Origin of the sequence: Xanthomonas protegens, from assembly GCF_038442435.1 — a bacterium.
Taxonomy (GTDB): domain Bacteria; phylum Pseudomonadota; class Gammaproteobacteria; order Xanthomonadales; family Xanthomonadaceae; genus Xanthomonas_A; species Xanthomonas_A sontii.
Map to the genome: position 1 here is coordinate 332,445 of NZ_JAQJCQ010000001.1, position 20,255 is coordinate 352,699.

17 protein-coding genes are annotated in these 20,255 nt (G+C 70.0%); 7 read left to right on the top strand and 10 right to left on the bottom strand.

Features of this window, described 5'->3' with window-relative positions; all coding sequences use genetic code 11:
* Positions 1-6: 6 nt before the first annotated feature.
* Positions 7-1,578, bottom strand: coding sequence for a protein adenylyltransferase SelO (locus PIQ37_RS01440; RefSeq protein ID WP_342072082.1), 1,572 nt, complete (start codon positions 1,576-1,578; stop codon positions 7-9).
* A 576-nt stretch (positions 1,579-2,154) separates the two neighbouring features.
* On the opposite strand from PIQ37_RS01440, the gene PIQ37_RS01445 reads away from it, so the two are divergent.
* The gene (locus PIQ37_RS01445) at positions 2,155-3,048 is read left to right on the top strand and encodes an alpha/beta hydrolase (protein ID WP_342072083.1); all 894 of its coding nucleotides are present in this window, start codon (positions 2,155-2,157) and stop codon (positions 3,046-3,048) included.
* A gap of 21 nt (positions 3,049-3,069) precedes the next feature.
* Here the strand turns inward: PIQ37_RS01445 and PIQ37_RS01450 are convergent, their stop codons facing one another.
* The gene (locus PIQ37_RS01450; protein WP_017909326.1) at positions 3,070-3,762 is read right to left on the bottom strand and encodes a glutathione S-transferase family protein; all 693 of its coding nucleotides are present in this window, start codon (positions 3,760-3,762) and stop codon (positions 3,070-3,072) included.
* Positions 3,763-3,966: 204 nt separating this feature from the next.
* Complete coding sequence (locus PIQ37_RS01455; RefSeq protein ID WP_017909327.1) at positions 3,967-4,176, bottom strand: cold-shock protein; 210 nt, start codon at positions 4,174-4,176, stop codon at positions 3,967-3,969.
* A gap of 489 nt (positions 4,177-4,665) precedes the next feature.
* Here PIQ37_RS01455 and PIQ37_RS01460 point away from each other — a divergent pair, with 489 nt between their 5' ends.
* The 3 genes from PIQ37_RS01460 (at position 4,666) to PIQ37_RS01470 (ending at position 8,668) form a co-directional block, all read left to right on the top strand.
* Complete coding sequence (locus tag PIQ37_RS01460) at positions 4,666-5,211, top strand: YaeQ family protein (RefSeq protein WP_342072084.1); 546 nt, start codon at positions 4,666-4,668, stop codon at positions 5,209-5,211.
* Entirely contained in the window at positions 5,208-6,404 is a 1,197-nt protein-coding gene (locus PIQ37_RS01465) for a BaiN/RdsA family NAD(P)/FAD-dependent oxidoreductase (RefSeq protein ID WP_342072085.1), read from the top strand. The genes PIQ37_RS01460 and PIQ37_RS01465 overlap by 4 nt, the downstream gene beginning before the upstream one ends.
* A gap of 191 nt (positions 6,405-6,595) precedes the next feature.
* Positions 6,596-8,668 carry a GGDEF/EAL domain-containing response regulator gene (locus tag PIQ37_RS01470; RefSeq protein ID WP_342072086.1) on the top strand — a complete coding sequence of 691 codons (2,073 nt, stop codon included), beginning with the start codon at positions 6,596-6,598 and terminating at the stop codon, positions 8,666-8,668.
* A 95-nt stretch (positions 8,669-8,763) separates the two neighbouring features.
* On the opposite strand, the gene htpX is transcribed toward PIQ37_RS01470, so the two are convergent.
* Positions 8,764-9,651, bottom strand: coding sequence for a protease HtpX (gene htpX / locus PIQ37_RS01475; RefSeq protein WP_342072087.1), 888 nt, complete (start codon positions 9,649-9,651; stop codon positions 8,764-8,766).
* 103 nt (positions 9,652-9,754) lie between these two features.
* Here htpX and gluQRS point away from each other — a divergent pair, with 103 nt between their 5' ends.
* From gluQRS to phaR, 3 genes are all read left to right on the top strand, one after another.
* On the top strand, positions 9,755-10,681 hold the full coding sequence (gene gluQRS / locus PIQ37_RS01480) for a tRNA glutamyl-Q(34) synthetase GluQRS (RefSeq protein ID WP_342072088.1): 927 nt from the start codon (positions 9,755-9,757) through the stop codon (positions 10,679-10,681).
* Between the two features lie 62 nt (positions 10,682-10,743).
* The gene (gene phbB / locus PIQ37_RS01485; RefSeq protein WP_017909333.1) at positions 10,744-11,484 is read left to right on the top strand and encodes a beta-ketoacyl-ACP reductase; all 741 of its coding nucleotides are present in this window, start codon (positions 10,744-10,746) and stop codon (positions 11,482-11,484) included.
* Positions 11,485-11,692: 208 nt separating this feature from the next.
* On the top strand, positions 11,693-12,211 hold the full coding sequence (phaR, locus tag PIQ37_RS01490) for a polyhydroxyalkanoate synthesis repressor PhaR (protein WP_017909334.1): 519 nt from the start codon (positions 11,693-11,695) through the stop codon (positions 12,209-12,211).
* A gap of 481 nt (positions 12,212-12,692) precedes the next feature.
* Here the strand turns inward: phaR and PIQ37_RS01495 are convergent, their stop codons facing one another.
* From PIQ37_RS01495 to PIQ37_RS01520, 6 genes are all read right to left on the bottom strand, one after another.
* Positions 12,693-13,670 carry a TraB/GumN family protein gene (locus PIQ37_RS01495; RefSeq protein WP_342072089.1) on the bottom strand — a complete coding sequence of 326 codons (978 nt, stop codon included), beginning with the start codon at positions 13,668-13,670 and terminating at the stop codon, positions 12,693-12,695.
* Positions 13,671-13,683: 13 nt separating this feature from the next.
* Positions 13,684-14,613 carry a DUF1684 domain-containing protein gene (locus PIQ37_RS01500; protein WP_342072090.1) on the bottom strand — a complete coding sequence of 310 codons (930 nt, stop codon included), beginning with the start codon at positions 14,611-14,613 and terminating at the stop codon, positions 13,684-13,686.
* Positions 14,613-16,493 carry a DNA mismatch repair endonuclease MutL gene (mutL, locus tag PIQ37_RS01505; protein WP_342072091.1) on the bottom strand — a complete coding sequence of 627 codons (1,881 nt, stop codon included), beginning with the start codon at positions 16,491-16,493 and terminating at the stop codon, positions 14,613-14,615. Before mutL ends, PIQ37_RS01500 begins: the two co-directional genes overlap by 1 nt.
* 134 nt (positions 16,494-16,627) lie before the next feature.
* The gene (locus PIQ37_RS01510) at positions 16,628-18,208 is read right to left on the bottom strand and encodes an N-acetylmuramoyl-L-alanine amidase (RefSeq protein ID WP_342072092.1); all 1,581 of its coding nucleotides are present in this window, start codon (positions 18,206-18,208) and stop codon (positions 16,628-16,630) included.
* A gap of 80 nt (positions 18,209-18,288) precedes the next feature.
* Complete coding sequence (tsaE, locus tag PIQ37_RS01515; protein ID WP_342072093.1) at positions 18,289-18,771, bottom strand: tRNA (adenosine(37)-N6)-threonylcarbamoyltransferase complex ATPase subunit type 1 TsaE; 483 nt, start codon at positions 18,769-18,771, stop codon at positions 18,289-18,291.
* On the bottom strand, positions 18,768-20,255 hold the full coding sequence (locus tag PIQ37_RS01520; protein ID WP_342072094.1) for an NAD(P)H-hydrate dehydratase: 1,488 nt from the start codon (positions 20,253-20,255) through the stop codon (positions 18,768-18,770). The genes tsaE and PIQ37_RS01520 overlap by 4 nt, the downstream gene beginning before the upstream one ends.

Below are 20,255 nucleotides of genomic sequence, written 5' to 3' on the forward strand. Positions count from 1 at the left end.
CCCTGCTCAGGAACTGCACGACAGCATCGAACAACCAGCCCGGCTGCGCGCCCAGTCCGGACGCTTCGCCGCGAAGGCCTCGCGCCCGGGCTGCTCGTCGTACGGATGGCGCATCACCTCCAGCAGCTCGTCGATGCCGCCGGTGTCGCCCTGCTCGGCGCGGTCGATCGCCTGCTGCGCCAGGTAGTTGCGCAGCACGTAGCGCGGGTTGGCCGCGCGCATCCGCGCGGCGCGGGCGGCCGCGGGCAACGGATCCTGCTGCAGGCGCTGCGCATAGCGGGCCAGCCAGGCCTCGAACGCCGGCGCCTGCGCCGCCAGCTTGTCCGGGTCGTAGAACGCCTCGGCCAGCGCCGCCAGGGCCTGCGCCGGCGTCCACGGCGTCAACGGCAGCGCGCTCAAGCCGCGGAACCACAGGGTCATGTCGACCTCGCCCTGCTGCAGCAGATCCAGCAGGTCGCGCATCAGCGCGACATCCTCGTCGCCGCAGCTCTCCAGGCCGAGCTTGGCCGCGATGTTGTCGCGCTCGGCCTGCGCATACTCGGCGCGGAACCGCTCCAGGCCGTCGTGCAACGGCGCGACGTCGTCGAACAGCGGTGCCAGCGCCTGCGCGAGCCGGCCGAGGTTCCAGTACGCAACCTGCGGCTGCGTACCGAAGCGGTAGCGGCGGCCCTGCGCATCGGTGGTGTTGGGGGTCCAGTCCGGATCGTAGTCGTCGATCCAGCCGTAGGGGCCGTAGTCGATGGTCAGGCCCAGGATCGACATGTTGTCGGTGTTCATCACCCCGTGCACGAAACCGACCCGCATCCAGTGCGCCACCATGCGTGCGGTGCGCGCACAGATCTCGGCGAACCAGGCCGCATCGCGTGCGCCACCGGTGCCGGACAGCTCAGGGAAATCGCGTGCGATCACCAGATCGGCCAGGCGCCGCAGCAAGGCGGTGTCGCCGCGCGCGGCCGGCAGTTCGAAACTGCCGAAGCGCACGAACGACGGCGCCACCCGGCACACCACCGCGCCCGGTTCGGCGCGCGGATGGCCGTCGTAGAACATGTCGCGCACCACTGTCTCGCCGGTGCCGACCAGACTCAGCGCACGCGTGGTCGGCACGCCCAGGTGATGCATGGCCTCGCTGCACAGGAACTCGCGGATCGAGGAACGCAGCACGGCGCGGCCATCGGCACCGCGCGAATACGGCGTGGGCCCGGCGCCCTTGAGCTGCAGCTCCCAGCGCCGCCCGTCCACGCCCAGGGCCTCGCCCAGCGAGATCGCGCGGCCGTCGCCGAGTTGCCCGGCCCAATGCCCGAACTGATGACCCCCATAGTTCGCCGCATAGGGCTGCATGCCCGGATAGCGCGCATTGCCGGCGAACACCGCGGCGAACTCCGGCGCTTGCACCTCCTGCTCGGACAGCCCAAGCAAGGCGGCCACCTCCGGCGAGTACGCCAGCAGCCGCGGCGCCGCGACCGGCGTCGGCTCGACCGGCGACCACAGCGCGCCCAGCACCTCGCGGCGCCGCGGACCGGTTTCCGGGTCGCCAGGCAGCTCGGCGACGAAGCGATTGTCGAAACGCAAGAAAGGCATGGGCAAGAGCGTAGAAGTCGCAGGCTTCATTGGAAAGGCCACAGGGTGAGCACAAGGTGCACGCTTCGTGCAACGCAAGCATGCCCCCTTCGTCCCCGCGGGCACGCTAAGCCCCTCTCCTCCCGGGAGAGAGGCTGGGGTGAGGATCGGGGCGCAAAGCGCATGCAGTGCTGCAACTGCACCAGGCGGCGCCCGCACCCTCATCCGCCCCTTCGCGGCACCTTCTCCCGGAGGGAGAAGGGCGTGCAAGCCCCTCTCCCCCGGGAGAGGGGTTGGGGTGAGGGTCGGGGCGCGAATCGCATGCAGTGCTTCAACTGCACCAGGCGGCGCCCGTACCCTCATCCGCCCCTTCGGGGCACCTTCTCCCAGAGGGAGACGGGGGTGCAAGCCCCTCTCCCCCCGGGAGAGGGGTTGGGGTGAGGGTGCGGCGCCGCAAAAGCACCACAGCGCCGATGCTGGCACCGCAAGCCCACGCTTCTACCAATCCCCACTCCCGAATCCCCATTCCCCGCCCCACCTCCACTCGCCGCCGACATGGCCATCCGGCATGCTCCGCGCTCCTCTCAGGGATCGCCCATGTCCGACCGACCGTCTTCGCCCCGCTGGCCCCGCAACGCCCTGATCGCCCTGTCCTCGCTGCTGGTCTCGGCCTGCAGCAGCCTGTTCTTCGGCGGCCTCAACGCCAGTTCCTCGCGGCATGGCCTCCACGAGCAACGCGGGATCGTCTACGACGCGGCGCATGGCCTGGCACTGGACGTGTATCGCCCCGCCGGGGTGGAACACGCGCCGGTGGTGGTGTTCTTCCACGGCGGTACCTGGAAGACCGGCAACCGCCAGAACTACCGCTGGGCCGGCGAAGCGCTGGCGCGGCACGGCGTGGTCGCGATCGTGCCGGACTACCGCAAATATCCGCAGGTGACCCTGGACGGCTTCATGCGCGATGCCGCCACGGCGGTGGCCTGGAGCCAGCGCCATGCCGCCGACTACGGCGGCGATCCGCAACGGCTGGTGCTGATGGGCCACTCCGCCGGCGCGCACATCGCCGCGCTGCTGGCCACCGACGGTCATTGGCTGCAGGCGCAGGGCCTGTCGCCGCGGCAACTGTGCGGCCTGGTCGGGCTGGCTGGCCCCTACGACTTCCTGCCGCTGACCGATCCGGACCTGATCGGCATGTTCGGCCAGGACCCGGCGCAACAGCGGCGCTCGCAGCCGGTGAACTTCGTCGACGGCGACGAGCCGCCGGCGCTGCTGCTGCACGGCGACGCCGACACCGTGGTGGAGCCGCACAACAGCCAGTCGCTGCAGGCCGCACTGCAGCGCGTCGGGGTACCGGCCGAACTGAAGACCTATCCCGGCGTCGGCCACATGCGGCTGGTGCTGGCGCTGCGCAAGGACGACCCGGCGCTGCCGGTCATGGCCGACAGCATCGCCTTCGTGCGTGCCTGCCCGGCACGTCCCGCCGCCCGCTGATCCGGACGATGCGGACCGAACTCAACCGTCCGCGCTGCCGAGCAGCTCGAACGGACCGCCCTGCTGCAGCGCGCGCTGATAGGCGGGGCGCTGCTCGATCCGCTGCACGAATCCGGCCAGGTTCGGATGCGTCTGCAGGCCGATGCGCGCCGCGGCGGCCTGCACCGGGAAGCTCATCTGCACGTCCGCGGCGGTGAAGCGGTCGCCGGCGAACCAGCCGGTCTCGGCCAGCTCGCGCTCCATCCAGTCCAGGTGCAGGCGCACCTGCGGCCCGACGAAACCATGCATCGCCTTGTCGACGATGGCCTTGGCGATCGGCCGCGCGAAGAACGGCATCTTCGCCGAGCGGATCCGCCCGAACACCAGGCTCATCAGCAGCGGCGGCATCGCCGAACCCTCGGCGTAATGCATCCAGTAGCGGTAGCGCAGGCGCTCGGGCGAATCCAGCGGCTGCGGCGCCGGCGACAGCGTGCTGCCGGTGTCGTAGCGGTCCACCAGATAGTCGAGGATGGCCCCGGACTCGGCGAGGACGTGGCCGTCGTCCACCAGCACCGGCGACTTGCCCAGCGGATGGATCGCGCGCAGCTCCGGCGGCGCCAGCATGGTCTTGGGGTCGCGCTGGTACTTGATCACCTGGTACGGCAGCGCCAGTTCCTCCAGCAACCACAGCACGCGCTGCGACCGGGACTGGTTGAGGTGATGCACGGTGATCATGGCGACGGCTCCGGAGCTCGGGGGCCGCCATGGTAGCCGGATGCAGGTGTGAACCCGCGCATGCAGGGCATCGTCGCTGCGTCTGGCGCCATGGCAATGGCGCCGCCATCAGCGGAAGTTCGCTGCCCGAAAAAAGAAACGCCCAAACAAAAACGCCGGAAGCTTGCGCTCCCGGCGTTCGGCACCTTGCGGTGGCAGACGTCCTTAGACGGCCTGCACCTGGTCAGCCTGCATACCCTTCTGGCCCTGCACGGCGACGAAGGTCACCTTCTGGCCTTCCTGCAGCGACTTGAAGCCGGTGCCCTGGATCGCGCGGAAATGCACGAACAGGTCCGGGCCGCTTTCCGGGGTGATGAAGCCGAAGCCCTTGGCATCGTTGAACCACTTCACGGTACCGTTCTGACGCTCAGACATTTGCTAACTCCTGAAACATTGAATTGAAGAAATCGCAGCCATCGGAAATCGAGGCCGAGACTGAGTTGCAGGCGTTAGTAAAGCGAGCGGAACGATGAAGTGGATCGTGAGATCTACTGCACCAAGCCACGATTCACGGTGACTCTAGCAAACACAGTGGGGCCACCATACGCGGGTCGTGATCAAAAAGCGACATGTTTGTGTAGACAAACCGGGATCCACCACAAGGAAGCTGAACCCAACCCTAAAGTTAACGCCGGCGCTGCCGATCCGCCTGCCGATCCGCAGAAACTGCGCAAATCCGCCATGGACCGGACAACGGCGACTGAGCCTGCGACCACGCCGGAGGTGGCCGTAGCTCCCCCTCCCCCCGCCCCGGCCCCGGGTCGGACACGCGCCCCCGGTCTCGATTCTCCCGCTCCCCCACAAGTCCCCGGCCAGCGACGGCCCCACACCGTATCCTAGTGCGCCCTCGATCCCGGTAGCCGCATGGCCCTCACCGCCACCCTCCGCAAGGCGGAGCTGCAGATTTCCGACATGGACCGCGGCTACTACGCCGCCCATTCCCTGACCCTGGCGCAACACCCGTCCGAGACCGATCAGCGGCTGATGGCGCGCCTGCTGACCTTCGCCCTGTACGCCGAGGAGCGCCTGCTGTTCGGCAAGGGCCTGAGCAGCGACGACGAACCCGACCTGTGGCGGATGGACTACACCGGCGCGATCGAGCAATGGATCGAGGTCGGCCAGCCCGACGAGTCGCGGGTACGCAAGGCCTGCCGCCGGGCGCGCTCGGTGGTGGTCGCCAACTACGGCGGCCGCGCCGCGGACATCTGGTGGGACAAGAATGCCTCCGCCCTAGGCAAGCTCAAGCAGGTGCAGGTGATCGACCTGCCGGCCGACGCCGTGGCCGCGGCGGCCGAGCTGATCCAGCGCAGCATGCGCTTCGACGTAGTGATCCAGGACGGCGAGGTGCAGTGGCTGGGCGACAGCGGCAGCTTTGCCTTCACCCCCACGGTGCGCAAAGCCGCGGCATGAGCGCCGGGACCGCCCCCCTCCGCACCGATGTCGTGGTACTCGGCGCCGGCGCCGCCGGGCTGATGTGCGCGATCGCCGCCGGCCAGCGCGGGCGCCGGGTGCGGGTGATCGACCATGCCAACAAGGTCGGCAAGAAGATCCTGATGTCCGGCGGCGGCCGCTGCAACTTCACCAATACCGGCACCGGGCCGGGCAACTTTCTGTCGGCCAACCCGCACTTCTGCAAGTCGGCACTGGCCCGCTACCGCCCCACCGATTTCATCGATCTGGTCGAACGCCACCACATCGCCTACCACGAGAAGGAACTGGGGCAGTTGTTCTGCGACGTGTCCTCCAAGCAGATCGTGCGCATGCTGGTGGACGAGTGCGCCGCGGCGGGGGTGACGGTGCGCACCGACTGCAGCGTGCGCGCGGTGGAACGCGGCAGCGAAGGGTTCCGCCTGGATACCGACGATGGCCCGGTGCATGCGGCCTCGCTGGTGGTGGCGACCGGCGGCCTGTCGATCCCCAGCCTCGGCGCCAGCGGCTTCGGCTACGAGCTGGCGCGGCAGTTCGGCCATGCGGTGCTGCCGACCCGCGCCGGGCTGGTGCCGCTGACCCTGAGCGGCAAGCACCAGGAACGCCTGCACGACCTGTCCGGCCTGGCGCTGCCGGTGGAGGCCAGTTGTAACGGCGCGCGCTTCCGCAACTTCATGCTGATCACCCACCGCGGCGTCAGCGGCCCGGCGATCCTGCAGATCTCCTCGTACTGGCAACCGGGCGACGACCTGCGCCTGGACCTGCTGCCGGGACAGGACGCGGCGACCTGGCTGCGCGAACAGAAACGCCTGCGCGGCGCTGCCGAACTGCGCACGGTGCTCGGCGAGGCACTGCCGCGCCGCTTCGCGCAACGCCTGTGCGAGGTTTGGCTACCGGACAAGCCGGTGCGCCAGCTGGACGAGCCGCAGCTGCGCGCCGCCGCCGAGCTGCTCGGCGCCTGGCCGCTGGTGGCCAGCGGCACCGAGGGCTACCGCACCGCCGAGGTCACCCTGGGCGGCGTGGACACCGACCAGGTGTCGTCCTCGACCATGGAATCGCGGCGCGTGCCCGGCCTGTACTTCGTCGGCGAAGTGCTCGACGTCACCGGCTGGCTGGGCGGCTACAACTTCCAGTGGGCCTGGGCCTCGGGCCATGCCGCTGGTTTGGCGGCGTGACCCTGCCGCCGGGATTGGGGATTCGCCAAGGCCTACTCCGCTCATCTTGGTCGGCCTTGGCTAACACGCGAACCTTCAGACATCGCGAACCCGCTTTTGCCAATCCCCAATCCCGAATCCCCAATCCCCGCCCCCCATCCATGGACGCGACAGCGGCCATCGTGTATTAAACCCCGTCCCCGGGAGGCTTCATGCACACAGGCAAAGACATCACCCTCCGCCTGATGATCGTCGACGACAGCGGCGAAGACGCCGAGGCGATCGTCAGCAGCCTGCGCAACAGCGGCATCGCGGTGCGCCCGTCGCGGCCGCAGCACGCCGAGGAGTTGTCGGCGATGCTGACCGCACAGCCGATCGACCTGGTGCTCAGCGCGCAGGCACAGTCGATCCCGCTGCCGCAGGTGCTGCAACGGGTCGCCGCCAGCGGCAAGGACATCCCGGTCATCGTGCTGGCCGAGCGCATCGACGAACAGGAATGGCTGGAGGCCGTGGCCGGCGGCGCGCGCGCGATCGCGCTGCGGCAGCGACCCGAGCATTTGCTGGCAGTGGTCCGCACCACCTGGGCCGACCTGCAGGCGCGGCGCGGCCTGCGCCGGATCGAAGCGCAGATGCGCGAGACCGAGCGCCGCTGCGACGCGCTGATCGCCTCCTCGCGCGATCCGATCGCCTACATCCACGAGGGCATGCACATCCGCGCCAACGACGCCTACCTGGAGATGTTCGGGTTCGCGTCGTTCGACGACGTCGAAGGCGTGTCGCTGCTGGACATGGTCGCCCCGCAGCACGTGGAAGGTTTCAAGCAGTTGCTGAAGTCGCTGGGCAAGGGCGAACCGCCGCCGGCGCAGTACCAGGTGGACGCACGCACCCTGGAAGGCGACAGCTTTCCGGCGACGATGGAATTCGCCACCGCCAGCTACGAGGGCGAGGCCTGCGTGCAGGTGGTGTTCCGCCGCCGCGAGGAGTTCGACCCGGAACTGGCGCGCGAGGTCGAAGACCTGCGCCAGCGCGACCAGGTCACCGGCCTGCTCAATCGTCCGACCTTCATGCTGGCGCTGGAAACCGCGGTGGCCCAGGTCGGTCGCGGCGAGGGCCAGTACGGCTTCCTGCTGGTCGAGCCCGATCATTACGCACGCCTGTTGGCCGACATCGGCCTGGATTCGGCCGACGCGCTGGTCGCCGCATTGGCCCAGCACCTGGCTGCCGCCATCGACGGCGACGTGCAGGCCGCGCGCTTCGGCGAGCACAATTTCGCGCTGTTGCTGGAAGGCGACTATGCGCGCACCGCGGCGCTGGCCGAGCGCCTGTTGCAGGCCTACGCCAGCCACGTGTTCAGCGTCGGCGAGCGCTCGGCCACGGTCACCGTCAGCATCGGCGGCGTGCAGATCGGCGAGAAGATCGCCAGCGTCGGCCAGGTCCTGGCCCGCGCCAGCGAGAACGTGCAGGCGACCGTGGAACTGGGCGGCAACGCCTGCAAGATCTTCGACCCGGGCGCGGCCGACCGACTCGAGGAAGAGCGCGTGCAGCGCTGGGTCCAGCACCTGCGCGAGGCCCTGGCCGGCGACGGCTTCCTGCTGCACTACCAGCCGGTGCTGAACCTGCAGGGCGAACCGCACGAGCTGTACGAGGCCTATTTGCGCCTGGAGCGCAACGACGAACTGATCGGCCCGTCGACCTTCCTCGGCATCGCCGCCGAGCATGGCCTGACCGCCGAGATCGACCGCTGGGTGGTCGCGCGTGCGATCGCCGTCATCGGCGAACGCCAGCGCGCCGGCCACGCCACCAGCCTGCTGGTCAAGGTCAGCCCGGAAGCCTTCGCCGACACCCAGATGGTCGACCTGATCCGCCGCGAACTGGCGACGCACGGCGTGCCCGGCGACCGCCTGTGGCTGCAGACGCCGGAGGCCAAGGTGTTCACCCACCTGCGCAACGCGCAGCAGTTCCTGGCCGACGCCACCGCCCTGGGCTGCAAGGTCGGGCTGGAACAGTTCGGTTCGGGCCTGGACTCGTTCCAGTTGCTGGCGCACTTCCAGCCCTCGTTCCTGAAGCTGGACCGCGGCTTCACCCAGGACCTGACCCAGACCCGCGAACACCAGGACAAGATCCGCGAGATCACCGCACGCGCGCAGTCGGCGAGCATCCGCACCATCGCCGAGTTCGTGTCCGACGCGACCTCGATGAGCCTGCTGTTCAGCGCCGGCGTCGACTACGTGCAGGGCGAATTCGTCGGCCTGGCCGCGCCGGGGATGACGTTCGATTTTGCCTGAGGGGCCGCGATTCGGGATTGGGGATTGGGGATTCGCAAAAGCAACGGCCGGCGGAGCCTGCGCTCCGCCGGCCGGCGTGTCGATCTAGCGAACTATCAGCTCACCGTCGCGTTGACGTGCGAGGCGCGCAGGGTGGCGATGCGCTCGGACAGCGGCGGGTGGCTCATGAACAGCTTGCGCAGGCCCTGGCCCAGACCACCGGCGATGCCGAAGGCCTGCACCTGCGACGGCAAGGTGCTCTGCCCGTGGTTGAGTTCCAGCCGCTGTAGCGCCGCGATCATCTTGGCGCGGCCGGCCAGGCTGGCGCCGCCGGCGTCGGCACGGAACTCACGGTAGCGCGAGAACCACATCGCGATCATCGTCGCGAACAGGCCGAACACCATCTCCAGCACCATCACGATCGCGTAGTAGGCCAGGCCGCGGCGGCCGTCGCGGTTGCCGCCGGACAGGTAGCTGTCCACCACACCACCGACCACGCGCGCCAGCACGATCACAAAGGTGTTGAGCACGCCCTGCAGCAATGCCATGGTCACCATGTCGCCGTTGGCGATGTGGCTGATTTCATGACCCAGCACCGCCTCGGCCTCGTCCTCGGTCATGTTCTGCAGCAGGCCGGTGGAGACCGCGACCAGCGCGTTGTTGCGGTTGGCGCCGGTGGCGAAGGCGTTGATCTCCGGGCCGTCGTACACGGCAACCTCGGGCATGCCGATGCCGGCGGCCTGCGCCTGGCGCTGCACGGTCTGCAGCAACCAGCGCTCGGTGTGGTTGCGCGGTTCGGTGATCACCTGCGCGCCGGTGGCGCGCTTGGCCATGAACTTGGACAGCAGCAGCGACACCAGCGAGCCGCCGAAGCCGAAGATCGCGGCCATCACCAGCAGGCCGCCCATCTGGTTGGGATTGACCCCGAACACGGACATGACAATGCCGGCCAGCACCAGCACCGCCAGGTTGGTGATGAGGAACAGGACGATACGATTGAACATGTGAGCGTGGGCTCCGCACAGATTAAATGGAAGGATTGGCTCGAATCTGCGGTGTCGCCCGCTTGAATTCAAGCGCGTACCTGACCGAGGATTCAGCTTGCCCATGTCTTCGCCTCCCTACCGCGGCCGCTTTGCGCCCTCGCCCACCGGCCCGCTGCACCTGGGATCCCTGCTCGCCGCCTTCGGCAGTTGGCTGTTGGCGCGCCACGCCGGCGGCGAATGGCTGCTGCGCATCGAGGACGTGGACCGCCCGCGCAGCGTGCCCGGCGCTGCCGAGCGGCAACTGGCCAGCCTGCGCGCCTGTGGCCTGGAGGCCGACGGCCCGGTGCTGCGGCAGAGCGAGCGCGACCCGGTCTACCGCGACGCCCTGCAGCGGCTGCTGCAGGCCGGCCTTGCCTTTCCCTGCAGTTGCAGCCGCAGCGTGCTGGCGGCGCAGGGCGGCGTGCACCATGCCTGCGTCGCCACCGCGCCGCGCGCGCAGCCGGCCATCCGCCTGCGCGTGCCACCCGGCGCGGCCAGCGTGGTCGCCTTCGACGACGGCGTGCGCGGCCGGCTGAGCCAGGACGTCCATGCCGAGGTCGGCGATGTGGTGCTGCTGCGCGCCGACGGCTGCTGGGCGTACCAACTGGCCGTGGTGGTCGACGATGCCGCACAAGGCATCACCGACGTGGTGCGCGGCGCCGACCTGCTGGACTCCACGCCGCGGCAGATCCTGCTGCAGCGTGCGCTGGGCCTGCCCACGCCGCGCTACCTGCACCTGCCGCTGCTGCTCGACGCCGATGGCCGCAAGCTGTCCAAGTCGCACGCGGCGCTGCCGCTGGACGATGCCGATCCGCTGCCGGCGCTGCGCCTGGCCTGGGCCACGCTGGGCCAGCCACCGGCAGCGTTGGCCGGCGTCGGGTCGGTGCCGGCGCTGCTCGCCGCCGCGCTGCGCGCCTTCGACCCGACGCGGTTGCCGGCACAGGACCGACGCGTGGACGATGCGGCGCCAGTCGCGCCCGCTATCCCCAGCGACATCAAGGCTGACTAGAATCGGACCCTGGGCCGCGCCGCGGCCGTCCTTTCCCACCATTTCTATCCGGAGCGACATCCATGACATCACGCGTTGCGCTGGTCACCGGCGGCACCGGCGGCATCGGAACCGCGATCTGCGAGCGGCTGGCCGCGCAGGGCCACCGCGTGGCCAGCAACTACCGCGACCAGGCCAAGGCCCTGGCCTGGCAGCAGCGCATGCGCGAGCGTGGCCACGACGTCGCCATCGTGCCCGGCGACGTCGCCTCGCCCGAGCACGCGCAGACCCTGGTGCGTGAGGTCGAACGCCAGCTCGGCCCGGTCGAGATCCTGGTCAACAACGCCGGCATCACCCGCGACACCACCTTCCACAAGATGACCGCCGAACAGTGGCACGAGGTCATCAACACCAACCTCAACTCGGTGTTCAATGTCACCCGTCCGGTGATCGAGGGCATGCGCCAGAAGCGTTGGGGGCGGGTCATCCAGATCAGCTCGATCAACGGCCTCAAGGGCCAGTACGGCCAGGCCAACTACGCCGCGGCCAAGGCCGGCATGCACGGCTTCACCATTTCCCTGGCGCGCGAGAACGCCAGCTACGGCATCACCGTCAACACGGTTTCGCCGGGCTATGTCGCCACCGACATGGTGATGGCGGTACCGGAGGAAGTGCGCGCCAAGATCGCCGCCGACATCCCCACCGGGCGCCTCGGCAAGCCGGAAGAGATCGCCTACGCCGTGGCGTTCCTGGTCGCCGAAGAGGCCGCGTGGATCACCGGCTCGAACCTGGACATCAACGGCGGCCACCACATGGGGTGGTGATCGGCTGAATCGCTCAGGCGGCGGCGTTCGCGCGAGGTAACGCTACCCTCCAGCGGCCGTCGTGGGCGGTCTGGCGCCCGTCGTTGCGCCGCAAATGTTGCGCAGCATGATTTTTTTGCTGCACCCGCGTGTTCAGGTACTTTCGGCGGTTGCAAGCCCTGCTGCGCTGCGCCATGCTGCGCGCCTACCGTCACAGAGCGATCGCTTCATGGCTGAGATTCGCATCATCAAGAAGTATCCCAATCGCCGCCTCTACGACACCGAGATCTCCAGTTACATCACCATCGAAGACGTTCGCCAGCTGATCATCGACGGCGAGGAATTCGAAGTCCGCGACGCCAAGACCGGCGAAGACCTCAGCCGCGCGGTCCTGCTGCAGATCATCGCCGACCAGGAACAGGACGGCGAACCGATGCTGTCCACGCAGTTGCTCAGCCAGATCATCCGCTTTTATGGCGACTCGCTGCAGGGCTTCATGGGCAACTACCTGGAGCGCAGCATGCAGGTGTTCCTCGACCAGCAGCAGCAGTTCCGCCAGCAGATGGGCAATCTGCTGGGGCAGACTCCGTGGACCATGATGAACCAGCTCACCGAGCGCAACCTGGAGCTGTGGCAGGAATTCCAGCGCAACCTCGGCGCCGGCTTCGGCCGCCCGGCCGCTGGCGCGGGCACCGGCAAGCCCGGCGAACCGCCGGCGGGTGCAGCGCCGAAGTCGCGTCCGCGCTGAGTATCGCGACAGGGTGAGGTTCGGCGGGGCGCTTCGCGCCCTTACCCTCACCCCAACCCCTCTCCCGGCGGCAGAGGGGCTCTGGCTTCTCCCTTCTCCCATTGGGACCACGGCCCCCTTTTTGGGGGAAGGTGCCCCGCAGGGGCGGATGAGGGTACGGGCGAAGCCTCGTGGATTTGATTCGATGGAGCGCTTCGCGCCCTACCCTCACCCCAACCCCTCTCCCTGCGGGAGAGGGGCTCTAGCGTCTCCCTTCTCCCCTCGGGAGAAGGTGCCCCGAAGGGGCGGATGAGGGTACGGGCGAAGCCTCGCGGATTTGATTCAACGGAGCGCTTCGCGCCCTACCCTCACCCCAACCCCTCTCCCGGTGGGAGAGGGGCTCTGGCTTCTCCCTTCTCCCGCTGGGACCACGGCCCCCTTTTGGGGGGAAGGTGCCCCGCAGGGGCGGATGAGGGTACGGGCGAAGCCTCGCAGGCGTGTGTCAGCGCGACTTCGCCGGCTTGCAGTTCCCGCAGATCCGCTCGACCTTGTAGCCGCGCGCACGCAGGCCATCGACCACGCCGTCCGGCCCGAGCAGGTGCAACGCACCGACCACCACCAGGGTATCGCCGCCGCCATCCTTCAGGCGCTGCTCCAGGCGCGGCAGCCAGGCCTGGTTGCGCTCCACGTCGATGCGCTGGTACAGCCGCGGGTAGTCGCGCTTCATCTGCGCGCCGATCTCCTGCCACAGCTGGCGCTCGTCGCCGCGGCGCCAGGCGTCGTGCAGGCGCAGGGTCTGCGCCGCGCCCTGCTCGGCATCGTCCAGCGCCTCGGTCAGCATCTGCTTCTGCTCCACCGGGTCCATGCCGTCGAGCAGGTCGATCTGCGCCTGTGCGGTCTCCAGGCCCTCGGCACTCTTGCCGTCCTGCACGGCCAGTGTCATGAAATGACGATCCAGCCCGGCATCGGCCTCCAGGCCCTGCGCCTTCATGTCGGCGATGCTGATGCTGAGGCCGACGAACCACGGCTCGAAGCCGCTCATCTGCGCCAGCGGCAGGCCGTGGCCGGCGGCATAGCGGCGCAGTCGCTCCCAGGTCGCCGGATCCAGATCGTCCTGCAGCCGCTTGCCGTCGTGGCGCTGCGCCGCCTGCAGCATCTGCGCACCCAACTGCGGCGCATCCACGTCCTTCGGCGCCAGTTCGAACAGCAGCCGCGGCGACACCGCGTAGGCCGCATCGACTTCGCGCGCCAGCGGGTAGTCGTCGGCCTTGAGCATGTGGAACGAGCCCAGCAGGTACAGCGTGCCGCGCGGGCCGCTGACCTTCCACAACAGCGGCGTGGGCGGTACCACCGTGGGCGCTGCAGCGGGAGCGACAGGCGTCGCGGCCACCGGCGGCGGCGTGCGGGCCAGTGCCGGCAGCACCAGGCACAGCGACAGGCCCAGCAGCAGACGGCGCAACAGGCGCGGGAACGGGGTCATCGGCATCCTCGGGTCAATGGGCAGCGGCATAGGCCTTCTCGCCGGCATTCACCGCCAGGTCGAGGCGGTTCTCCGGCGGCGGCAACGGACAGGTGGCGAACGGGGTGAACGCGCACGGCGGGTCGTAGGCACGGTTGAAATCCAGCACCACGCTGCCGTCGGCCGCGGGTGGGTCCACGTCCAGGAAGCGCCCGGCGGGGTAGCTGCCGTGGCCGCTGGTGCGGTCGGCGAACACCACGAACAGCGACTGGCCGGGTTCGCCGATCGCCTGCAGGCGGTAGCGCTTGCCGCCGCGCTCGAACTCCAGCGCGCCGGGATTGGGCGATGGCGTGGTGACGCCGATGATGTCGACGATGGGCAGGGTCGTGCCCGGCGGATTGGGCACGAAACGCCCGTGCACGCGCCAGGATTCGGCCAGCGGCCAGTACGGCACGCCAGCGAAGCCGAGCCGGGTCGGGGCATCGGCGTGCTTGACCCGCAGCGCATAGCGGCCGCCACGTTCGATCAGGCTGAGCTTGCCCTTGCCGTCGTCGAAGTCGATCACCGTGGGCTGCGGATCGTGGTCGCTGTACAGGCGGATCCGCCCCTGCACCGGCGCGCCGGCGACGCTGAGCGCGGCGCCGCGCTCGGGGGTCAGGTACACCTCGCGCTGCGCCTGCGACACCAGCGCCATCCGCGCCGGCCCCACCGCCAGGCGGATGCCGCTGTCCGGACCGCTGCCGATGTAGTGCTCCTTCAGTTCCAGCCAGTGCAGGCCGACCAGGCTGGTCCAGCCGTCCGGCGCCTGCAGTTCGTGCTGGCGCTGCGCGCGCCAGGCCTGCTCGTCGGCCACGAACCGCGCGTCCATCGCCTTCGGCGCGGCCGGTGCCGGCGCCTGCTTGCCGCAGCCACTCAAGGCGACGAGCGCCGCCAGCAGCGCCGTCGTCCACATCCGCTTGTCCATCATCGCCCCCGCAAGAACCAACGATCGATCTCGCCCAGGGTGAACCGCGCCCAGGTCGGACGCCCATGATTGCATTGTCCGGAGCGCTCGGTGGCTTCCATGTCGCGCAGCAAGGCGTTCATTTCCGGAATGGTGAGGCGACGGTTGGCGCGCACCGCGCCGTGGCAGGCCATGGTCGACAGCAGCGCATCGCGCGCGCCGGCGACGCGGCCGCTGTGGCCGTGTTCGCGCAGGTCGGTCAGCACGTCGCGCAGCAAGGCCTCCGGCTCTGCCTGCGCGAGCAGTGCGGGAATGCTGCGCACGTGCAGCGATTGCGGTCCGCTGCGAGTGATCTCGAACCCGAGCGCGGCCAGCGTCTCCGCCTCGCGCTCGGCGGTGTCGGCATCGCGTTCGCCGACCGCCAGGGTGATCGGCACCAGCAGCGGCTGCGCATGCAGGCCGATGCCGTCGTGCGCGGTCTTCAGGCGCTCGTAGCCGATACGTTCGTGCGCAGCGTGCATGTCGACCACGATCAGGCCGTCGGCGTTCTCGGCCAGGATGTAGATGCCGTGCAATTGCGCGATGGCGTAGCCGAGCGGCGGCACGCCGCTGTCGGCGGCAGTCGGCGGCAGGCCGCCGGCCGGATCCTGGGTCTGCCGCGGCAGGCCGGCGGCGCTTCCCGCCTCCGCGGCGGGCGCGTACAGCGCCGCATACGCGGCCGGCGCTTCTTCCACGCGCAAGCCCAACGGCGATTGCGCCGGGCGCCACTGCGCGCCGTAACCATAGCCCTGCCCGCCGCCACCTGCGCCACTCCCACTGCTCTGCATGCCCGCGGGCGCCCAGGCCGCAGCACCCGCGGCAGGCGCCGCTGGCGCCGCTTCGGCACCGAGCGTGCCCGGCAGGCTGCCGGCACGGGTCTGCGCCAGCGCATCCTGCAGCGTGCGGTAGACGAAATCATGGATCAGCCGCGCATCGCGGAAACGCACCTCGTGCTTGGCCGGATGCACGTTGACGTCCACCCGCGCCGGTTCCAGTTCCAAGAACAGCACATAGGCCGGCTGCCGCCCATGGAACAGCACGTCGCCGTAGGCCATCTTCACCGCATGGGCGACGCTGCGATCGCGCACCGAGCGGCCGTTGACGTAGAGGTATTGCTGATCGGCGCTGGCGCGCGAGTAATGCGGCTGCGCAATCCAGCCATGCAGGCGCAGGCCGGCACCGCTGTGGTCCACGCGCAGCGCCTGCCTTGCGAAGTCTTCGCCCAGGGTCTCGCCCAGGCGCGCGTCCGAATACAGGTCGCCCGGCTTGTAGCGCCGCGACGGCTTGCCGTTGTGCGAGACGCGCAGTTCCACGTCCGGGCGCGCCAGCGCCAGCGAACGCAGCCACTCCTCGATGTGGCCGAGCTCGGTGCGTTCGGCGCGCAGGAACTTGCGCCGCGCCGGCACGTTGTAGAACAGCTCGCGGACCTCGACCAGGGTACCCGGCGGCAACGCGCGCGGCTGCACCTCGCCGACCTTGCCGCCTTCGACCTCCAGGGCCGCACCGTGCTCGTCGCCGGCACGGCGCGAAGCCAGGGTGAAGCGGCTGACCGAGGCGATCGACGGCAACGCTTCGCCACGGAACCCGAGCGTGCCCACCGATTCCAGGTCGTCCAGCGACGCAATCTTGCTGGTCGCGTGCCGCGAGATGGCCAGCGGCAGTTCCTCGGGCGCGATGCCGCCACCGTCGTCGCGGATGCGGATCAGGCGCACGCCGCCCTCTTCCAGATCGATGTCGACGCGGTGCGCGCCGGCGTCCAGCGCGTTCTCCACCAATTCCTTGACGACAGAAGCCGGACGCTCGACCACTTCGCCGGCGGCGATCTGGTTGATCAGGATCTCGGGCAGCTGACGGATGCTCATGCCGTCTTCGCTCCATGCACGCACAGACGCGCGCCGGTCGTGGCGACAGGACGGAAACGACAGCAGGAAAAGGACATCGGCACGGCTCGCGGCGCGGACGCCGTCATCGAGGATCAGCCGTTAATGATAGCGCCTCAGCGGCTGCCGCCGGCCACCGTGCTGGCCGCTTCCGCCTCGGCCTGCGCGCGCGCGGCGAACAGCGTGCCCGGCGGCGGCTGCCGGGTGAAGAACGTGCTGACGCCGTCGAGCACGGCACCGGCGATGCGGCGCTGGTAGGCCGGATCGGTCAGCCGGCGTTCTTCGTCCGGGTTGGAGATGAAGGCGGTCTCGACCAGCATCGCCGGCATGTCCGAGGTGCGCAGCACCGCGAAGTTGGCGCGCTCGATGTCCGGCTTGTGGTTGTTGCCGATCCGCTTCAGCCCGCCCAGCACATGCCCGGCCGCATCTTCGGAGGCCTTCATGTGGCCGCTCTGGGCCAGGTCCAGCAAGACGTTGGCCAGGGTACTGTCGGTCTTCTGCAGGCGCACGCCACCGATCAGGTCGGCGGCGTTTTCCTTGTCCGCCAGCCAGCGCGCGCGCTGCGAGGACGCGCCCTTGGTCGACAGCACGTACACCGACGAGCCGGTCGCACTGCGATTCTCGGCCGCGTCGGCGTGGATCGAGATGAAGATGTCGGCCTTGGCCGCACGCGCCTTCTGCGCGCGCATCGGCAGGGGAATGAACACGTCCGTGGTGCGGGTCATGTAGGCCTTCATGCCCGGCGTGGCGTTGATCTGGCGCGCCAGTTCGCGGCCGATCGCCAGGGTCACGTCCTTCTCATGCTTGCCGGTCGGACCACTGGCACCGGGATCTTGGCCGCCATGGCCGGGATCGATGGCCACGATCAGCGGACGCATGCCCGGCGCCATCTTCACCCGCGAGGCCGCGCTCGGCATCACCGGCCGCGCTTCGGCGGCAGCAGCCACCGCCGCATCGTCGTCCGCGTCGTCACGCTCGGACGGCGCGTTCGCCGGCGGCGTGACCGCGGTGGGCGAAGGCATCGGCACGACGTTCGGTGCGGGACGGCCGGCCACCGCGGCAGCGACGCTCGGCGCAGAGGCAACGACGGTCGGCGCGGGCGTGGGCGCGGCAGGCGGCGGCACCGGAGCCGGCGCTGGCTGGCTGGCACGCTGCACCACCGACGAGGTCAGCGCCGCAGTCGCACGCGCCGCTTCGGCACGCGCATCCACTGCCGGCCTGGGCGCCGCAACAGGCGCGGCCTGCGGCAGCGGGGCCACGGCTGCCGGCGCGTCGCCGACGACCGCCTTGCCCGCCGGTGCCTCGCCCGGCCACTCGATCACCAGCACCGAACTGCCGCCAATGGTCTGCATCTGCGGCTTGAACGCCACCACCGAACTGCTCAGGTCGAACACGATACGCAGGGTGCCCGGGACCGGATGCCCGGTGCGCACTGCGCTGACCACGCCGCCGCCGGCCGGCAGCTTCAGGCCCTTGGCGGCAGAGGAGTCGGGAAGATCGACGACCAGACGATTCGGGTTGGCCAGCGACAGCGTGCTGAAGCCGCCACTGCCCTGCAGGCGGATCTCGGCGCGGGTGCCGGTGGCACCGTTATCGAGCGAGACCGACTGTACCTGCCCGGCAAACGCCGTCTGCGCCGCCAGGCACCAGCCTGCGGCAGCGGCGAAACTGGCGAAAAAACGGGTCCCCGGGCGCATAACGCGATTCAAACATCGCCGGGAGCCAAAGGCAAGCGGTTTTCCCTTAATAATCCATAACCTGCCTTCACTTTCTAGCGTCAGCCGGCAAAAAGTCCCTGCAAGTCGGCCTGCTGGGCCAGTTGCGCCAGCCAGGCGGTGCCCACCTCGGTGCGCGCCTGCAGGGCGACACGACGCCCGTCGCCGTGCACCGCCAGGCGCACGTCCAGATCGGCGGGCGCCAGCACGTCGCCGCCGCGCTCCGGCCATTCCACCAGCCACAGCGTGGCCCCACCCTCGTCCAGCCCGAGGAAATCCAGCTCGCCCGCCGCGCCGATGCGATACAGATCCAGGTGCCAGGCCTCGCCATCGGCCAGCGGGTATCGCTCCACCAGGGTGTAGGTGGGGCTGCGAATTGCGCCCTGCACCCCGAGCGCGCGCAGCAGCGCCCGTGCCAGGGTGGATTTGCCGGCACCCAGATCCCCGTGCAGATGCACCGCGGCCTGCGCCGGGCGGGTCGCGGCCAACGCGCGGCCGAGGCGTTCGGTGGCCTCGCTGTCGGGCAGGAACAAGGTGAGGCTCATGGGGTGGATTCCGGATTGGACAGGCGTCGCAGCGCCGGCAACAGATCGGTGGGCAGCAGCCCGCGCTGGCCCGCAGCGGCCGCGTGGTCGCCGGCACCGGCATGCAGCAGGGCGCCGACGCTGGCCGCCTCGAACGCCGGCAGGCCTTGTGCGCGCAGCGCGGCGATCACCCCGGTCAACAGATCGCCCATGCCGCCGACCGCCATGCCGGGATTGCCGGCGGCGATCACCCGCGGCGTTTGCCCAGGCGCGGCGACCAGGCTGCCGGCCCCCTTCAGCACCACCGCGGCCTGGTAGCGCTCGGCCAATGCCGCGGCGGCCGCAAAGCGATCGCGCTGCACCTCGGCGGTCGCGAGGCCGAGCAGGCGCCCGGCCTCGCCCGGATGTGGGGTCAGCACCGCCTGCGGCACCGCGCGCGGCGCCTGTGCGAGCAGATTCAATGCGTCGGCATCCAGCACCAGCGCGCGATCCTCATCGGCCAGGACCGTTTGCCACAGCGCCTGCGCCCAGGCGTCCTGGCCCAGCCCGGGACCGAGCGCAACCACGCTGGCCTTGCGCAGCGATGGCGCCAACGCCGCCGCTTCGTCGACCGCATGCGCCATCGCCTCCGGGCAGCGCGCCAGCAGCGGCGCCACGTGCGCGCTGCGGGTCGCCACGCTGACCAGGCCAGCGCCGCTGCGCAGGGCCGATTCGGCACTGAGCATCACCGCACCGCCGCTGCCGAGATTGCCGCCGACGCACAGCACATGCCCGGAATCGCCTTTGTGGCTGTCCTGTCGGCGCGGCGCCAGGTGGCGGCGCAAGGCGCCGACGGCCCAGGCCTGCGCGCGCGGCGCACAGTCGGCGAACGCGGCGGGCGGCACCTCCAGCGTCGCCAGCGCGCGCTCGCCGACATGGCTCAGGGCCGCACCGGTATGCAAGCCGGCGTGGGCGACGATGAACTGCAACGTCAATGACGCCGACAACACCGCGCCGGGCACGCTGCCGGTCTCGGCATCCACGCCGCTTGGCACGTCCAGCGCCAGCACCGGCGTGCCAAGCCCGCCCAGTGCGCCCAGCAGTGCCGCCAGTTCGGCATCCGGCGCGCGATTGAGGCCGATGCCGAGCAGCGCATCGACCACCACGTCGGCCGGCGCCAGTGCCGCGTCGAACTCCTCGATGCGACCGCCGACGCCGATGTAGTCGGTGCAGGCACGCTGCGCCAGCGGCGATTGCGGGCCACGTCCGGGCAACTGCAGCACGCGCACCTGGCGCCCGGCGCGGTGCGCCAGCCGCGCCAGCACGTAGCCATCGCCGCCGTTGTTGCCGCTGCCGCACGCCACCAGGATGCGCTGCGCCTGCGGCCAGCGCTGCAGCAGCGTCTGCCAGGCCGCCTGGCCGGCACGCTGCATCAAGGTGTAGCCGTCGCCGCCGAGCAGCGCCGTGGCCTGCGCATCGATGCGGCGCGCGGCCGCGGTGGCGTAGAGATCGAAGCAGTCGTACAT

Bases quoted from the DNA above. Each gene is read 5' to 3' on its own strand.
- PIQ37_RS01500 (WP_342072090.1), bottom strand. From the start codon at position 14,613: ATGGACAAGCGGATGTGGACGACGGCGCTGCTGGCGGCGCTCGTCGCC.
- phaR (WP_017909334.1), top strand. From the start codon at position 11,693: ATGGCTGAGATTCGCATCATCAAGAAGTATCCCAATCGCCGCCTCTAC.
- phbB (WP_017909333.1), top strand. From the start codon at position 10,744: ATGACATCACGCGTTGCGCTGGTCACCGGCGGCACCGGCGGCATCGGA.
- PIQ37_RS01465 (WP_342072085.1), top strand. From the start codon at position 5,208: ATGAGCGCCGGGACCGCCCCCCTCCGCACCGATGTCGTGGTACTCGGC.
- htpX (WP_342072087.1), bottom strand. From the start codon at position 9,651: ATGTTCAATCGTATCGTCCTGTTCCTCATCACCAACCTGGCGGTGCTG.
- PIQ37_RS01445 (WP_342072083.1), top strand. From the start codon at position 2,155: ATGTCCGACCGACCGTCTTCGCCCCGCTGGCCCCGCAACGCCCTGATC.
- gluQRS (WP_342072088.1), top strand. From the start codon at position 9,755: ATGTCTTCGCCTCCCTACCGCGGCCGCTTTGCGCCCTCGCCCACCGGC.
- tsaE (WP_342072093.1), bottom strand. From the start codon at position 18,771: ATGAGCCTCACCTTGTTCCTGCCCGACAGCGAGGCCACCGAACGCCTC.
- PIQ37_RS01510 (WP_342072092.1), bottom strand. From the start codon at position 18,208: ATGCGCCCGGGGACCCGTTTTTTCGCCAGTTTCGCCGCTGCCGCAGGC.
- PIQ37_RS01450 (WP_017909326.1), bottom strand. From the start codon at position 3,762: ATGATCACCGTGCATCACCTCAACCAGTCCCGGTCGCAGCGCGTGCTG.
- PIQ37_RS01455 (WP_017909327.1), bottom strand. From the start codon at position 4,176: ATGTCTGAGCGTCAGAACGGTACCGTGAAGTGGTTCAACGATGCCAAG.
- PIQ37_RS01460 (WP_342072084.1), top strand. From the start codon at position 4,666: ATGGCCCTCACCGCCACCCTCCGCAAGGCGGAGCTGCAGATTTCCGAC.
- PIQ37_RS01440 (WP_342072082.1), bottom strand. From the start codon at position 1,578: ATGCCTTTCTTGCGTTTCGACAATCGCTTCGTCGCCGAGCTGCCTGGC.
- PIQ37_RS01470 (WP_342072086.1), top strand. From the start codon at position 6,596: ATGCACACAGGCAAAGACATCACCCTCCGCCTGATGATCGTCGACGAC.
- PIQ37_RS01520 (WP_342072094.1), bottom strand. From the start codon at position 20,255: ATGTACGACTGCTTCGATCTCTACGCCACCGCGGCCGCGCGCCGCATC.
- PIQ37_RS01495 (WP_342072089.1), bottom strand. From the start codon at position 13,670: ATGACCCCGTTCCCGCGCCTGTTGCGCCGTCTGCTGCTGGGCCTGTCG.
- mutL (WP_342072091.1), bottom strand. From the start codon at position 16,493: ATGAGCATCCGTCAGCTGCCCGAGATCCTGATCAACCAGATCGCCGCC.